Source organism: Klebsiella sp. DY2415 (assembly GCF_026314315.1).
GTDB lineage: Bacteria > Pseudomonadota > Gammaproteobacteria > Enterobacterales > Enterobacteriaceae > Klebsiella > Klebsiella ornithinolytica.
In genome coordinates, this window is sequence record NZ_CP111115.1 from 651584 (window position 1) to 667092 (window position 15509).

12 protein-coding genes are annotated in these 15509 nt (G+C 59.8%); 7 read left to right on the forward strand and 5 right to left on the reverse strand.

The genetic code is table 11. The annotated features are described in order from the left end of the window. The first annotated feature begins 12 nt into the window (after window positions 1–12). Window positions 13–1149 (forward strand): 23S rRNA (guanine(1835)-N(2))-methyltransferase RlmG, encoded by a 1137-nt coding sequence (gene rlmG, locus OQV00_RS03150; protein WP_015585685.1) that lies wholly within the window; start codon window positions 13–15, stop codon window positions 1147–1149. Window positions 1150–1231: 82 nt separating this feature from the next. Here rlmG and OQV00_RS03155 read toward each other — a convergent pair whose 3' ends face one another. The 3 genes from OQV00_RS03155 to lsrR form a co-directional block, all read right to left on the reverse strand. Next, complete coding sequence (locus OQV00_RS03155) at window positions 1232–3253, reverse strand: NADPH-dependent 2,4-dienoyl-CoA reductase (RefSeq protein ID WP_266279822.1); 2022 nt, start codon at window positions 3251–3253, stop codon at window positions 1232–1234. Between the two features lie 191 nt (window positions 3254–3444). Next, complete coding sequence (gene lsrK, locus OQV00_RS03160; RefSeq protein WP_044346711.1) at window positions 3445–5037, reverse strand: autoinducer-2 kinase; 1593 nt, start codon at window positions 5035–5037, stop codon at window positions 3445–3447. Window positions 5038–5074: 37 nt separating this feature from the next. Next, the gene (lsrR, locus tag OQV00_RS03165; RefSeq protein WP_004867898.1) at window positions 5075–6046 is read right to left on the reverse strand and encodes a transcriptional regulator LsrR; all 972 of its coding nucleotides are present in this window, start codon (window positions 6044–6046) and stop codon (window positions 5075–5077) included. A 217-nt stretch (window positions 6047–6263) separates the two neighbouring features. Between lsrR and lsrA the strand changes: the two genes are divergently transcribed. From lsrA to lsrG, 6 genes are read left to right on the forward strand one after another with little or no spacing between them, the layout of a single operon-like run. Further along, window positions 6264–7751 (forward strand): autoinducer 2 ABC transporter ATP-binding protein LsrA, encoded by a 1488-nt coding sequence (gene lsrA / locus OQV00_RS03170; RefSeq protein ID WP_004867895.1) that lies wholly within the window; start codon window positions 6264–6266, stop codon window positions 7749–7751. Beyond that, window positions 7748–8782, forward strand: a complete 1035-nt coding sequence (gene lsrC, locus OQV00_RS03175; protein WP_004867893.1) for an autoinducer 2 ABC transporter permease LsrC — start codon at window positions 7748–7750, stop codon at window positions 8780–8782. Before lsrA ends, lsrC begins: the two co-directional genes overlap by 4 nt. Then, complete coding sequence (gene lsrD / locus OQV00_RS03180; protein WP_004867891.1) at window positions 8783–9775, forward strand: autoinducer 2 ABC transporter permease LsrD; 993 nt, start codon at window positions 8783–8785, stop codon at window positions 9773–9775. Window positions 9776–9779: 4 nt separating this feature from the next. After that, on the forward strand, window positions 9780–10793 hold the full coding sequence (gene lsrB / locus OQV00_RS03185) for an autoinducer 2 ABC transporter substrate-binding protein LsrB (RefSeq protein ID WP_004867888.1): 1014 nt from the start codon (window positions 9780–9782) through the stop codon (window positions 10791–10793). Between the two features lie 11 nt (window positions 10794–10804). Further along, window positions 10805–11692 (forward strand): 3-hydroxy-5-phosphonooxypentane-2,4-dione thiolase, encoded by an 888-nt coding sequence (gene lsrF, locus OQV00_RS03190; protein ID WP_004867885.1) that lies wholly within the window; start codon window positions 10805–10807, stop codon window positions 11690–11692. Continuing rightward, window positions 11689–11985, forward strand: coding sequence for a (4S)-4-hydroxy-5-phosphonooxypentane-2,3-dione isomerase (lsrG, locus tag OQV00_RS03195; protein ID WP_064359236.1), 297 nt, complete (start codon window positions 11689–11691; stop codon window positions 11983–11985). Before lsrF ends, lsrG begins: the two co-directional genes overlap by 4 nt. A gap of 67 nt (window positions 11986–12052) precedes the next feature. On the opposite strand, the gene ygjK is transcribed toward lsrG, so the two are convergent. Beyond that, complete coding sequence (ygjK, locus tag OQV00_RS03200) at window positions 12053–14404, reverse strand: alpha-glucosidase (protein WP_266279825.1); 2352 nt, start codon at window positions 14402–14404, stop codon at window positions 12053–12055. Between the two features lie 17 nt (window positions 14405–14421). Then, window positions 14422–15480, reverse strand: a complete 1059-nt coding sequence (gene ygjJ, locus OQV00_RS03205; RefSeq protein WP_065907104.1) for a protein YgjJ — start codon at window positions 15478–15480, stop codon at window positions 14422–14424. Window positions 15481–15509: the final 29 nt, after the last annotated feature.

Genomic DNA, 15509 nt, shown 5'->3' on the forward strand with positions numbered 1-15509 from the left:
TCAGGAGGGCCGATGAGCCACTTAGACAACGGTTTCCGTTCACTGACACTAAAACGTTTTCCGGAAACGGATGACGTTAACCCGCTACTGGCGTGGGAAGCGGCGGATGAATATCTGCTGCAGCAGTTGGATGACACGGAGATTAACGGCCCGGTCCTGATTTTCAACGATACCTTTGGCGCACTGAGCTGCGCGCTGGCGGAGCATACGCCGTTTAGCATCGGTGACTCTTACCTCACCGAGCTCGCGACGCGTGAGAATTTACGCCATAACGATATCGCGGAATCCAGCGTCAAGTTTCTCGACAGCACCGCGGAGTATCCGTCGGCGCCAGGCGTTGTTCTGATTAAAGTTCCGAAAACGCTGGCCTTGCTCGAGCAGCAGCTGCGCGCGCTGCGCCAGGTCGTGACGCCGCAAACCCGTATCATCGCCGGCGCAAAGGCGCGTGATATCCATACTTCTACGCTGGAGCTGTTTGAGAAAGTGCTGGGGCCGACCACCACCACCCTGGCCTGGAAGAAAGCCCGCCTGATCAACTGTACGTTCAGCGAACCGGCGCTTGCCGATGCGCCGCAGACGCTGAGCTGGAAGCTGGAAGGGACCGACTGGACTATTCACAACCACGCGAACGTGTTCTCCCGCACCGGGCTGGATATTGGCGCGCGTTTCTTTATCGAACACCTGCCGTCGGATCTTGAAGGCGAGATTGTCGATCTGGGCTGTGGTAACGGAGTGATTGGCCTGACGCTGCTGGAGAAGAACCCGCAGGCTAACGTGGTGTTCGTCGATGAGTCGCCGATGGCCGTCGCCTCCAGTCGTCTGAACGTGGAAACCAACATGCCCGAGGCGCTGGATCGCTGCGAGTTTATGATTAACAACGCGCTGTCCGGCGTTGAGCCTTTCCGCTTCAACGCCGTGTTGTGCAACCCGCCTTTCCACCAGAAACACGCGTTAACCGATAATATCGCCTGGGAGATGTTCCACCACGCGCGCCGCTGCCTGAAGATCAACGGTGAGCTGTATATCGTGGCCAACCGTCATCTGGATTACTTCCACAAGCTGAAGAAAATTTTCGGTAACTGCGCCACCGTCGCCACCAACAATAAATTTGTGGTGTTGAAGGCGGTGAAGGTACGCAAGATCCGCTGATCGCATTCGTCGGGCGACAGGCTGCGCGATAGCAATCGTCGTCGCCTGTCGCCCGGGCCAGCGGGTCATTCAGGCCGCGCCGTTAAATGGTCAGCCCGAGCCGCGTTCCCTGGGCGATGGCGCGGCGAGCATCCAGCTCCATCGCGACATCGCACCCGCCAATCTGATGCACGACTTTTCCGGCCGCGCGTAGCGGATCCGCCAGTTCGCGCTTCGGCTCCTGACCGGCGCAGATAATCACCTGATCAACCGGCAATATCCGGATCTCGCCGCCGATCGTGATATGTAATCCCTCATCGTCGATCTTCTGATAGCTGACTCCCGGGATCATGTTGACGCCGCGGGCCAGCAGCGTAGCCCGGTGGATCCAGCCGGTGGTCTTGCCTAACCCATCTCCGGGTTTGCCGGCCTTGCGCTGGAGCATCACAATGCGCCGCGGGCTTTTCTCCCGCTGCGGCCCTTCCGGACGCAGTCCGCCTGCGCTCTGCAAAGTCGTATCAATACCCCATTCCTCGCAGAACGCGTCGATGTTCTGGCTGGTGGCAACGCCAGGCTGGCTGAGGTACATCGCGGTATCAAAGCCGATCCCACCGCAGCCGATAATCGCGACGCTCTGACCCACCGGCGCCTTGTCGCGCAGCACGTCGAGGTAGCTCATCACCTTCGGATGGGTTATTCCGGCGATCTCCGGCATTCGCGGGGCGATCCCGGTGGCGAGGATCGTTTCGTCAAAGTCCAGCAAACGATCCGCCGTGACCTGCTGGCCCAGCTGCAGGTTAACGCCGTGCAGATCCAGCATGCGCCGGTAGTAGCGCAGCGTTTCGTAAAACTCCTCTTTGCCGGGGATCTGTTTGGCGATATTAAACTGCCCGCCAATCTCCTGCTGGGCATCAAACAGGGTGACCGAGTGGCCGCGCGCGGCGGCATTTACGGCAAAGGCCAGGCCGGCAGGGCCTGCGCCCACAACGGCCAGGCGCTTTGGCCCGACAGCAGGCGTAACCGGCATCAGAGTTTCGTGGCAGGCCCGCGGATTGACCAGACAAGAGGTCACTTTACCGGCAAAGATCTGATCCAGGCAGGCCTGGTTACAGCCGATACAGGTATTGATCTCATCGGCGCGCCCGCTTTGAGCTTTGGAAAGGAACTCGCCGTCGGCCAGAAACGGCCGGGCCATTGACACCATATCGGCGTCGCCGCGGGCGAGGATCGCATCCGCGACGTCAGGATCGTTGATACGGTTAGTGGTGACCAGGGGGATCGACACCGCACCTTTCAGTTTCCGGGTGACCCAGCTGAAGGCGCCGCGCGGTACCGGTGTCGCAATGGTCGGAATACGCGCTTCGTGCCAGCCGATACCGGTGTTGATGAGGGTCGCGCCTGCCGCCTCGATGGCCTGCGCCAGCTCAATCACTTCCGGCAGCGTACTGCCGTCGTTGACCAGGTCGAGCATCGACAGGCGGTAGATAATAATAAAATCGTGGCCAGCCCGTTCGCGTACCGCACGCACGACTTCTACGGCAAAGCGCATGCGCCGGGCGTAATCGCCGCCCCACTGGTCGTCACGCTGGTTGGTGCGCGCGGCGAGGAATTCGTTGATTAAATAGCCCTCTGACCCCATCACTTCGACGCCATCATAGCCGGCCTCCCGGGCCAGCTGCGCGCAGTGGGCAAAATCGGCGATCAGCTGCAGGATCTCATCATGGCTTAGCGCATGCGGGGTAAAGCGGTTAATCGGCGCCTGCAATGCCGACGGAGCCACCGGCCGCGGCTGATAGCTGTAGCGGCCGGTATGCAAAATTTGCAGGGCGATTTTGCCCCCTTCGCGATGAACCGCATCGGTAATATGCCGATGGTGCGCCAGATGGCGGGCATCATCGAGCACCGCGCCGCCGGCCATCGTGACGCCGGAATCCACTGGCGCAATCCCGCCGGTGACAATCAGCGCCACGCCGTGACGCGCGCGTTCGGCGTAAAAGGCCGCCAGCCGTTGCGCGCCGTCGGCATGTTCTTCCAACCCGGTGTGCATGGAACCCATCAGCACGCGGTTTTTCAACTGGGTGAACCCCAGGTCGAGCGGGGCGAATAACGACGGGTAGTAGCTCATAATGGCTTCCAGTCTCTTATATGTAACATTATTGTTATGTGGTCGGATGAGTTACTAATTTAGCCGTCGTCAGCGAAAAGTGAAAAAGGGCGTGCGGTGATTGTGATGGGATTCAAATAACGGTGACGGGAAGTTCCCCTCCTCGAAGGGAAGAGGGGATTTTGCACCTGGGACAGACGTTCCGTGGAGGGTCAGGGGGCCGGAACGACAGGTGGGCGCCGCTCAAGGCCTGGCGCCTGCCACATCGAGGTGGTCAGCCCGCTGTCGACCAGCCCGAGCTGGTCGGCATAGACCGATTGCCATTTCTCCATCATCCCCTGGTACAGTTCGCGGTGCGCCGGATTGGGGGTAAACACCCGATGCCAGCTCACCAGCTTCTCACCCGTGCTGGCCATATCGCTGTACAGGCCGGCGCCGGTTCCGGCGGCGATCGCGCAGCCCAGCGCCGTGGCTTCGCGCACAGCCGGGACCCGCACCGGCAAGCCGGTGACATCGCTGAGAATCTGGCTCCATAATGCTCCTTTCGAGCCGCCTCCGGCGAACACCAGGCTGTCGAACGTCACGCCGGAGAAGCGGGAGATTTGCGCCAGGTTACAGGCAGAGACAATCGCTGCGTTCTCCTCCAGGGCGCGGAACAGAGTGGCCTTGTTGCATTTTTCCGCATCGATGGAGAGGTTAATAAACGACGGCGCGGCGTGATACCACTGCTTAAAGTGCATGGCATCGGAGAAAATCGGCATCACGCCGTGGGAACCTGCCGGTACGCGGCTGGCCATCTCTTCGAGCAGAGCATACGCATCCACCCCCAGGCGTTCGGCAACCAGCTTCTCTTCGGCGCAAAAAGCATCGCGGAACCAGCGCATGGTCAGGCCGGTAAAGAAGCTGATCGACTCGGCCTGCGCCATGCCGGGTATGACGTGCGGGTTGATGCGGATATTCATCTGTGGATCGGTGCGGACCTCCGGCAGGTTCACCACCTGCTGCCAGAAGGTTCCCCCCAGCACCGCGCTTTGGCCGGCGCGTACCACCCCCAGACCCAGGCAGCCAAGCTGTACATCGCCGCCGCCCATGATCACCGGCGTGCCGGCACGGAGTCCGCACTGCTGCGCTGCCGTATCGGTCACCGCGCCGAGCGGAGTGCCGGTCTCTTTGACCGGCGAGAGCAGATCCGCACGCAGCCCGGCCATATCGAGCAGCGCCGGGCGCCAGTCGCGGCTGAACAGGTCGAGCATTCCGGTGGTACCGGCATTGGATGGGTCAACGGCCAGCTCGCCGGAGAGTTTTGCCGCCAGCCAGTCGCTAATCATCGTAATGGTGGCAGCCTGACGGTAAATATCCGGGCGATGGTGAGCCAGCCACAGCAGGCGCGGCATGGCGCTTAGTGCCAGCGTCTGGCCCGAGACATCATAGACTTCCGATTCAAACTGATAATCATGGATCTCTTTAAGCTCCGAGACTTCGCGGCTGGCGCGGGCATCGACGTTGGCGCAGGCCCAGATAGCCTCGCCGTTGCGGTCGTACAGGACGATGCCTTCACGCATGGAACAGCAGGCGACGGACTGAATATCGGCCGCCTGAAGGTGCGCGGCGGCCAGCGCCTGGCGGATACACTGGCAGGCCAGCAGCCAGTTGGTGGTGAGGTCAAACTCCATTGAGCCGGGAACATTTTCCACGCTCAGGTGCTTCCATTCCGCCTGACCGACCGCGACCTGGTGGCCGCTGAGATCGAAAATCACCGCCCGAATACTGCCGGTCCCGGCATCTAACGCTAACAGGTAACTCATGACATGCGCCTCGCGGTTGTTGCGCGGCGCAGGGCCATCAGGAGGCCAGCGTGAGCACCGCGCGTGCTGTTGTCTCTTCCGTTACCAGGCCATTGATGCGTTTGCCCGTCAGGGCGGCATAAATCGCCTGCGCTTTTTCCGTGCCACCGGCAACGCCGACGATGGTCGGCAGCTGCGCCAGCTCGTCGAGGGTGACGCCGAGTAATTCCCGGTGAATCTCCAGATCCTCAACCCGCCTGCCGTCGGCCTGCAGGAAATAACCTAAAATGTCGCCCACCGCGCCTTTACGCGCATACATCAACTGTTCGCCTTCGCTGATGTAGCCGGAGCGCAGGATGGTTGCGTCGCGGCGCTGGTCGATGGCGCCGATCCCCACGACCGCAGCATCCGCCGCGGTGGCCGCCAGAATCACATCCCGGACGCTCGACTCCCGACGCAGAATGTCAGCCACGTCGGCCGAAGAGACCCGCAGCGGCGCCGGAATGATGCTGACGCGACAGGCGGCGTCCAGCTGGCCGATACCGGTCATATAGGGGCCCACGCCGCCGGAAAGCGTCACCAGCCGCACCTGCTGCGAACTGATAAACCCGCTCAGGTGCTGCAGACAGCTCATGGTGGCTTCACCAAACCCCACCGCCAGCAGCTGCCCAGGTTCCAGTACCCCCATCAGCGATTGCGCCGCGCCGATCCCCAGCCGCGTATTCATCGGTGGCGTATTGAGCGCCGGCAGCACGCGGGCAATCTTCAGGTCAAAACGCTGTTGCAGCTCGGTTTCCAGCGCCAGACACCCTTCATAGCGGGAGTTGATCTGCACGCGGATCACCCCGGACTGGCGGCCTTTCTCCAGCAGGCGGGAGATCTTTAACCGCGGCAGCCCCAGGCGCTCGCCGATATCGTTCTGCGTCAATCCGTCGTGGTAGTAACACCAGGCTACCCGCGCCACCAGCTCCTCTTCGGCTAACGCCAGGCCCGCGTAGCGGCTCTCTTCCGTAATGCGTTTTTCGCTCATAAAGTGAACTCTTATAAAAATTTAGATCATATGTTCGTTATTGCGCGGTCGGAAAGTGTGAGCCGCCCGGCAAAACCGATCTTTCATTGTTTGCAGGTTTTTTCCAACGATCTAAAGCATGAAACTGTGATCTTTGCACGGTTGTAAATATAGTTCACCGTCTACGCTTTTGAACATTATTAAATTAAAAAATCATTTGTTCATACGAGGCGCGATGATGAAGCCACTGCTTGAAGCCCGTCAGATTCGCAAACAGTTCTCCGGCATCGCCGTATTAAAGGGCATTGATTTCACGCTCTTTTCCGGCCAGGTGCATGCGCTGATGGGCGGTAATGGCGCGGGAAAATCGACGCTGATGAAGATTATCGCCGGGGTGGAAACGCCCGACGAGGGTGAACTCATTCTTGGCGGCCGCGCTTTTGCGCGTCTCAACCCGGCGCTGGCTCATCAACTGGGCGTTTACCTTGTTCCCCAGGAACCGATGCTGTTTCCTAATCTGACGGTTCGGGAAAACATTCTTTTCCGCCTGCCCGGACGGCCCGATAACAACGGGCGGCTGCAGGAGACGCTGCGGCAGTTGAACTGCCAGCTCAATCTGGAGGCGGTGGCCGGGACGCTGGAAGTGGCGGATCAGCAAATGGTGGAGATCCTGCGCGGTCTGATGCGCGATGCGCAGATCCTGATCCTCGATGAACCCACCGCCTCGTTAACGCCCGGGGAGACGGATCGGTTGTTTCGTCAGATCCGCGCTCTGCAGGATCTCGGCGTCGGTATCGTGTTTATCTCGCACAAGCTGCCGGAGATCCGTCAGATCGCCAGCCATATCTCGGTCATGCGCGACGGCGCGGTGGTGCTGAACGGCGACACGGCGAGCTACAGCGACGCGCAGCTGATCGATGCAATGACCCCCGCCGCTCGCGGACACGATCTTAGCGATACCCAGAAGCTATGGCTGGCGCTGCCGGGGAATCGCCGCACCCAGCCGCAGGATTTCCCGGTGCTGCGGGTGGACGATCTGACCGGTGAAGGCTTTATCGATCTCAGTCTGGAGATCCATGCCGGGGAGATCGTTGGCCTCGCCGGGCTGGTGGGATCCGGGCGCACCGAATTTGCCGAGACGCTCTACGGCCTGCGCCCGTCGCGGGCCGGCCGGATATGGCTGGAAAACCGCGATATCAGTCGCGACAGCACGCGCGCGCGGCTCGCCAGCGGGCTGGTTTATCTGCCGGAAGATCGGCAGGTCTCCGGGCTGTTTCTCGATGCCCCGGTGCGCTGGAACACGGTGATGTTTAACCAGCCATCGTGGTGGCAGCAGCGCCAGCGCGAAGCGGCGGTGGTGGAGCGTTACCACCGGGCGCTGGGCATCAAACTCAATCACAGCGATCAGACCGTGCGCACGCTCTCCGGCGGCAATCAGCAAAAGGTGCTGCTGGCCCGCTGTCTGGAGGCCAATCCGCTGCTGCTGATTGTCGATGAACCGACGCGCGGCGTGGATGTTTCCGCCCGGGCCGATATCTATCAACTGCTGAAAAGCGTCGCCGCGCAAAACGTGGCGGTGCTGATGATATCAAGCGATCTGGATGAGTTTGTCGGGCTGGCCGACCGGGTGGTGGTTATGCACCAGGGCCGGCAGAGCGGGGAACTGCTGCGACAGGCGGTCACCGTCGATCGCATGATGACCCTGGCCTTTGGAGGGCAGTCATGAAAACGTTACTCCGAAACCGCGAGCTGAGCGCGTTGCTGGCGATTCTGGCGCTCTTTGCGCTGCTGATTGCGCTCAACCCGGCCTGGTTCAACCTGCAAATTCTGGCGATGATTTTTGCCAGTTCGCAAATCCTCTGTCTGCTGGCGCTGGGGGCGACGCTGGTCATGCTGACCCGCAATATTGACGTCTCCGTCGGCTCGACGGTCGGCCTGAGCGCGATTGCGGTCGGTGCCGCGCTCAACGGTGGCTATGGCCTGACGGCGGCGATTGTCTTTGCGCTGGCGATTGGCGCACTGGCGGGGGCCTTCAACGGCCTGCTGGTGGTTGGCCTGCGCATTCCGGCGATTGTCGCGACGCTCGGCACCCTGGGGTTGTATCGCGGAATGATGCTGCTGTGGACCGGAGGCAAGTGGATCGAGGGGCTGCCCGATAGTCTGAAGTCGCTCTCTGAACCGTTCTTTATCGGCGTATCGCCGCTGGGTTGGCTGGTGCTGGCGCTGCTGCTGAGCGGGACCTGGCTGCTGGCACGCACCGCCTTTGGTCGCGATTTTTACGCCGTGGGCGATAACCTGGCCGCCGCGCGTCAGCTGGGCGTCGCGGTCAACCGCACGCGGATGCTGGCCTTTACGCTTAACGGCATGCTGGCGGCCTGCGCCGGGATCGTCTTTGCCGCGCAGATTGGCTTTGTCCCCAACCAGACCGGTAGCGGACTGGAGATGAAAGCGATCGCCGCCTGCGTGCTGGGCGGGATCTCGCTGCTCGGCGGGACCGGAACCCTCGTCGGCGCTTTTCTCGGCGCCTTTTTCCTCACTCAAATCGATACCGTACTGGTGCTGCTGCGGCTGCCGGCATGGTGGAACGACTTTATCGCCGGCCTCGTTCTGCTGGGCGTACTGGTGCTCGACGGACGGCTGCGCCAGGCGCTGGCGCGGCATCAGCGGGCGCTGAAGTACAGCCGTTTTCAGCCCGGCAACAAAGGGGGAAAGCATGTCACCCCGTTCGAAAAACGTAAAAACAAAGAGGTGGCGTAGATGAAACTTAACTGGGAAAGCGCGCTGCTGGCATTACTGGTGCTGGAGATTCTGCTGTTTGGGGCGATCAATCCGCGCATGCTGGATATCAACATGCTGCTGTTTAGTACCAGCGACTTTATCTGTATTGGTATTGTCGCACTGCCGCTGACCCTGGTGATCATCAGCGGCGGTATTGATATTTCCCTCGGCTCCACCATTGGCCTGTGCGCCATCGCGCTGGGGGTAATGATGCAGGCGGGCTGGCCGCTGGGGCTGGCGATTCCGCTCACCCTTGCCATTGGGCTGCTGTGCGGCCTGGTGAATGCTGCGCTGATTCACTACACCGGCATCAGTCCGCTGGTGATTACTCTCGGCACGCTGTATCTCTACGGCGGCGGGGCGCTGCTGCTTTCGGGAATGGCCGGGGCGACGGGCTATGAAGGGATTGGCGGCTTTCCCGATAGCTTTACTGCTTTTGCCAACCTGACGCTATTTGGCCTACCGCTGCCGCTGGTGATGTTTGCCATCATCACCTTTTTTTTCTGGCTGTTGACCCATCGCGGGCGGTTTGGCCGCCACCTCTTTTTACTTGGACAAAATCCCAGAGCAGCACGCTATGCCGCGCTGTCGGTCAACGGTATGCCCTACGTGCTGTATGGCCTGGTGGGCGTGGCGTCGGCAATCGCCGCGTTGATTCTGGTCTCCTATTTCGGTTCGGCGCGTTCGGATTTAGGCCGCGATCTGCTGATGCCGGCGCTGACCGCTGCCGTGCTCGGCGGAGCGAATATTTATGGCGGGTCGGGTTCGATACTCGGTACGGCGCTGGCGGCACTGCTGGTGGGGTACCTGCAACAGGGTTTACAGATGGTCGGCATCCCCAACCAGGTGTCGAGCGCGCTGTCAGGGGCGCTGTTGGTTGTGGTGGTGATGGGGCGTTCGCTGAGCCTGCACCGCGAATGGGTGCGGATGGCCTGGCGGCGTCTTCTCTCGCGTAAAACAATCGGAGCATAACAAGATGAAAGCAAAACATATCCTGCAAATCAGTGCCCTGGCGCTGGCCATGAGTGTCGCGGTGGCTCAGGCGGCTGACCGCATCGCTTTTATTCCTAAGCTGGTCGGCGTGGGCTTCTTTACCAGCGGCGGCAACGGCGCGAAAGAGGCCGGCAAAGCGTTGGCGGTGGACGTGACCTACGACGGTCCGACCGAACCCAGCGTGTCCGGCCAGGTGCAGCTAATCAACAACTTCGTCAATCAGGGCTACAACGCGATTATCGTCTCGGCGGTGTCGCCGGATGGCCTGTGTCCGGCGCTGAAGCGGGCGATGCAGCGCGGCGTGAAGGTTCTGACCTGGGACTCCGATACCAAACCCGAGTGCCGCAGCATCTACATCAACCAGGGGACTCCGCAGCAGCTGGGCGGCCTGCTGGTTGAGATGGCGGAAAAACAGGTGACGAAGCCCGCCGCTAAAGTGGCATTTTTCTACTCCAGCCCGACGGTGACCGACCAGAACCAGTGGGTGAAAGAGGCGAAAGCCAAAATCGAAAAAGAGCATCCGCAGTGGGAGGTGGTGACCACCCAGTTCGGCTATAACGACGCCACTAAATCGCTGCAAACCGCCGAGGGGATCTTAAAAGCGTATCCGGATCTCGACGCCATTATCGCCCCTGACGCCAACGCGCTGCCGGCCGCCGCGCAGGCGGCAGAGAACCTCAAGCGCCAGGGCGTGGCGATTGTCGGCTTCAGCACGCCGAATGTGATGCGCCCCTACGTCGAGCGCGGCACGGTAAAAGCCTTCGGCCTGTGGGATGTGGTACAGCAGGGAAAAATTGCGGTGAACGTCGCCGATCGGCTGCTGAAAAAAGGCGATCTTAACGTTGGCGATAGCGTGGACATCAAAGATATCGGCACGCTGAAGGTCGAGCCAAACAGCGTGCAGGGCTACCAGTATGAAGCGAAAGGCAACGGTATCGTACTGCTGCCGGAGCGCGTGGTGTTCACCAAAGAGAACATCAATAACTACGACTTCTGATGGAGGACGAGATGGCAGATTTAGACGATATCAAAGAGGGAAAAGACTTCGGCTTTGACCGGCCGCAGAAGAATACGCTCTATACGTTGAAAGGCTGTGGTTCACTGGAGTGGGGGATGCAGTCCCGGCTGGCGCGTATCTTTAATCCGCAGAGCAACCGCACGGTCATGCTGGCTTTCGATCATGGCTACTTCCAGGGGCCGACCACCGGGCTTGAACGTATCGATCTCTCTATTGCTCCGCTGTTTGAGGAGACCGACGTGCTGATGTGTACCCGCGGCGTGCTACGCAGCCAGGTGCCGGCGGCGACCAACAAACCGGTGGTGCTGCGCGCCTCCGGCGGTAATTCTATTCTTAGCGAGCTCTCCAACGAGTGCGTTGCCGTGGCGATGGAGGATGCTCTGCGCCTCAACGTCTGCGCGGTGGCGGCGCAGGTCTATATCGGCAGCGAGTACGAACACCAGTCGATCAATAACATCATTAAGCTGGTGGATGCGGGCAACCGCTACGGTATGCCGGTGCTGGCGGTGACCGGCGTGGGGAAAGAGATGACCCGCGACGCCCGCTACTTCTCGCTTGCCAGCCGCATTGCTGCTGAGATGGGGGCGCAGTTTGTCAAAACCTATTTTGTCGACGAGGGGTTTGAAAAAGTCACCGCCAGCTGCCCGGTGCCGATTGTGATCGCCGGAGGCAAAAAACTGCCGGAACATGAAGCGCTGGAGATGTGCTGGCGGGCGCTTGACCAGGGGGCATCCGGCGTCGATATGGGGCGCAATATCTTCCAGTCCAGCGCGCCGCGGGCGATGTTAAAGGCGGTGAAAAAAGTGGTCCATGAGAATATGAGCGCCCGCGAGGCGTATCAGTTCTGGCAGGAAGAGAAACAGGGAGAGCAAAAATGAACGTGACGCTGGTGGAGATTAATATCAGGCCAGAGCGGGTGGCGGAGTTTCTTGACGTCTTTCGGGCTAACCATGAAGGGGCGCTGAAAGAGCCGGGCAACCTGCGATTTGACGTGCTGCAGGACCCGGAGGTGAAGACCCGTTTTTTTATCTATGAAGCCTATAAAGATGATGAGGCGGTGCTGGCGCATAAGAAAACCCCGCACTACCTGACCTGCGTGGAAAAGCTCGACGAGATGATGTCGGAACCGCGTAAGAAACGCAGTTTCGTGGGGTTGCTGCCGGAGGTGTAGACATTACCGTGCCTACGAGTCAAATCCCGTAGGCCCGGTAAGCGTAGCGCCACCGGGCATTAATGGACTACGGTTTCCTGAAAAAATCGTTATACAACATATACAAATGCGCGGCGCTCCAGGAGAAGTTGGGCGCGCCTTGCTGGGCGCCGGTCAGCGGGTTGTAGTTCTCCTGAATCGGGCCGTCGGAGGTGAGTCCTTTGGCGTGCTTAAAGAAGGTATCCGCCAGCTTGAGTGCTTCTTCACGATGACCGTAGCGTGCCATGCCTTTGAGGCCAAACCAGAACTGATCCACCCACACGCGGCCGCGCCAGTAAATATCCGGGCCAAATGCCGGGTTGGTTAATGCGGCGGTACCCAGCGGTACGAAGGTATTGAACTCTTTGGCATCGAGCATCACGCTGATCACCCCATCGGCGTGCTGCTGGGTTGCCGCGCCGTTAAACAGCGGCGACCAGCCTTCCGGGCCTTTGCCGCGTTCGACAATCGGCTTCCCGGCGCAGCCGTTGGCCAGCGGCTTTTCTTCGATCCGAATGTCGTAATAGAACGAGGTCTGCGGGTCGAACATACAGGTGTTGATATAGTCCGCCAGCTTCTGTGCCAGCGCCCGGTAGCGTTTCGCCTCATCGGGTTTACCTAGAAGGGTCGCCATCTCCGCCAGATAGTGGTTGTCGCTGTACATATAGCTGGCCTGATCAACCGACTCCTGTAACAGTGAATAGCCCAGCAGATGTCCTTGTTTATCGCGGTTTTCGGCAAAGTTGACCGTCCAGTCACTGCGCTTGCCGCCGTTGGCCACATACTTATCCAGCTGATCTTTATCGATAAAGCCGAACACCGCCGCATCATCGCGCCCTGACTCCCAGGACGCGGCGACCTGCGCCGGGATCTCCAGGCTGTCATAATCCCCCTTGCGGGTGACGGCTTCATAGGTTTTCAGGCCAGAAAGTGTCTCCTCGTTGTCGCCTTTTTTGAGCGTAAACAGCATCGCGCCGTTGGCGGTATTATGGGCTTTATCGCGAGTGGCACCGTACTCTGGCACGCCGTTGCCGTTATGATCGCGATTGCGTAGCCACCAGTCGTGATAGGCCACCAGCTTCGGATACATCTCCTGTAGCCACGCTTTATCTTTGGTGACGCGATAGACCTCCATCACCGACCAGGCGGCCAGGCTTGGCTTGGTATTGCGCTCATTCCAGTTAGTACCATCGCCGCCGCGCTCTGGGCTCAGGTTCCAGGCGATGAGGTCCGGGACGAAGCCGACGTCCTGCGGGCGTACCTTGTCGTTGGCCTGAATCTGCCAGGAGAAGACCGCGCGAATATTCTCTTTGGCGATCTCGGGGTTAAAGTGCGCCATGGCGTAAGCCTGTTTCCAGGTATCCCAGGGCCAGGTCTGATTGCCGGAGAACCAGCGCCCGGTGACCGACGGAGTGACAGTATTGTGCTGCACTGCGCCGCCCGGCGCGCGCCAGTTACCGTTAAGCGTTTCGATAGCCTTAACCGCCACCCGGGTCTGTTTGGCGGTCGCATCCGGGTTAGTCAGCCCTTTTTGCAGATAGCCGTCCCAGCGCTGCTGCGACGCGTTCAGGTAGAACGCCGGGCGAGCGAGGATATCGCGGATCTGTGCTTTCTCCGTTCGCACCTGCTCCGCGGTCAGCAGATGCGAATAGGTTGTGTAAATCGTCGTGGAGCCGCTGATTTTGGCCGTGCTGGTAAAGCGGTGGCCGTCGATTTTGGTCTCGGCCGGCAGGGACTTATGGATCTGATACTGCGACTCACCGGAGGTCATCAGGTCAGAAGCGGCGCGTACCTTGCCGAAGCTCACCGTCAGTCCGTCGTGGGTTGCCGTCAGGCGGCGCTGATAATCCGGGAATGCGCCGTCGATGGTCTTATCCGAGAGTGGTTTTCCCTCTTTGGCTTCCAGTTTTTCCAGCAGCGCGCCGTCCCATACCAGGGTGAGCGGCGTATTGCTGGTGATTTTGGTCTCCAGCAGCGAGGTGTGCGGGCTGGCAAAGCGCAGGGTCATGACTACGCGTACGCCGGGGGCGGTTAGCGTCTGTACCAGCGCGCCGGGCAGACTCCAGGCCTGAAGGGTGAAGGCCACTTTTTGACCGTTCTGATAGACCGTCAGTCGGTCGAAGCTGGTGGCCATAAAGTTGATGTACTCTTCCGTCAGCAGCGCCGGGCCGGGGAAGCCGCCCATGGTTGCCGGGCCATCCGGAAGCAGATGTCCGTGCCACGCACCGAGATCGAAAAACGGGTTAAAACGCTGGTGGTCATCGTGGTCAAAATCATGCATGTACTGTGGCGAACCGGTCCGGTTGATGACGTTTTTAAACGCATCGGCGGTGACCGCGTGGGCGGAAAAACTCAGTAGCAGCGCACAGGCCAGCGGCGTGAAACGGGTGGTGATATTCATGGTATTTATATCCCTTCTTACCAGTAGAAATATTGCATCAGGAAGACCTGATCGGCCGGATCGCCAGAAGCATTTTTCATATAAAAACGGCTGTCGGCGGCGGTGGCAAAACGGCCGCCGCCATATTCGTACCAGATACCGAATTGCATAAACGAGGTGGTCTCTTCGGCGGCACGATCCGGGCGGTGTCTGGCGTAGCTGTATGCGGTTGAAAGGTAAAAGCCTTTTAATGCTTCATACATTGCGCTGGCCATAAACCCGGTTTCGCTTCCGGGGACGTTCAGGCCTTTAGCGCGGCCGGTATGGTGCCAGGCGCGGGCGGCGAGGTTGGGTGAGAGAATACCGGTTAAAAATAGCTGCCCGGTGCCGTCGGTCACTTCCAGGCCGTTCATCCAGGTGACCTCTTTGGTCAGGTCGTACTGGATATAGCCGTTGACCATTGCCGGATAGGTATATTTATCGTCGTAGCGGTCATATTTGCCAAAGTGCAGCCAGGCTTTGCTCTCGTCATGATGTCCGGCCGGCGTAGCGGTGATGCTGTAGCGCAATTCTCCGGCCAGGTTTTGCACCTTGAGGGCGTACATGATGTCGCGGGTATTGGGGATAACGTACCCCAGGTCCGGCGTAAAATCGGCCCACCACTGCAGGTCATCCAGCGACGAGTCCTGGCGCAGGCTGAGCATGATCTCGGTGCTATCATCAGTTTTATAGCCGCCATAAAACCGGTTTATCCCGCCTTCAAACCCGCCCCAGCTGTGGCCGGGCTCCCAGGCGTTGCCCTGGCTGTCCGCCTGTACCGTCCAGCCTTCGCCGTAAATTAAACCGAACCAGTGGCCGTGCTTTATTTCCAGACCCCCTTCAATATAGGTCCCGTCGCTATACTTATGTTTATTTTCACCTTCTAAATCCATATATCCGCCGAGGCCCATCTCGCCATAAAAACGGAATGACGGAGAGGTCATTTCTGGCGTTTTTGTATCATCATGCTCCGCCGGATGGGCGATTTCAGCGGCAATAGCCGGGCAGCAAAAAGCGAGGGCAGCGAGTGCCCCGTACAGCGAATTATTATTTTTCATAACGTTTTCAGATGTATTGTTGTTTATAT

Coding starts and splice junctions, on each gene's coding strand:
- rlmG (WP_015585685.1), top strand. CDS start 13: ATGAGCCACTTAGACAACGGTTTCCGTTCACTGACACTAAAACGTTTT.
- OQV00_RS03155 (WP_266279822.1), bottom strand. CDS start 3,253: ATGAGCTACTACCCGTCGTTATTCGCCCCGCTCGACCTGGGGTTCACC.
- lsrK (WP_044346711.1), bottom strand. CDS start 5,037: ATGAGTTACCTGTTAGCGTTAGATGCCGGGACCGGCAGTATTCGGGCG.
- lsrR (WP_004867898.1), bottom strand. CDS start 6,046: ATGAGCGAAAAACGCATTACGGAAGAGAGCCGCTACGCGGGCCTGGCG.
- lsrA (WP_004867895.1), top strand. CDS start 6,264: ATGAAGCCACTGCTTGAAGCCCGTCAGATTCGCAAACAGTTCTCCGGC.
- lsrC (WP_004867893.1), top strand. CDS start 7,748: ATGAAAACGTTACTCCGAAACCGCGAGCTGAGCGCGTTGCTGGCGATT.
- lsrD (WP_004867891.1), top strand. CDS start 8,783: ATGAAACTTAACTGGGAAAGCGCGCTGCTGGCATTACTGGTGCTGGAG.
- lsrB (WP_004867888.1), top strand. CDS start 9,780: ATGAAAGCAAAACATATCCTGCAAATCAGTGCCCTGGCGCTGGCCATG.
- lsrF (WP_004867885.1), top strand. CDS start 10,805: ATGGCAGATTTAGACGATATCAAAGAGGGAAAAGACTTCGGCTTTGAC.
- lsrG (WP_064359236.1), top strand. CDS start 11,689: ATGAACGTGACGCTGGTGGAGATTAATATCAGGCCAGAGCGGGTGGCG.
- ygjK (WP_266279825.1), bottom strand. CDS start 14,404: ATGAATATCACCACCCGTTTCACGCCGCTGGCCTGTGCGCTGCTACTG.
- ygjJ (WP_065907104.1), bottom strand. CDS start 15,480: ATGAAAAATAATAATTCGCTGTACGGGGCACTCGCTGCCCTCGCTTTT.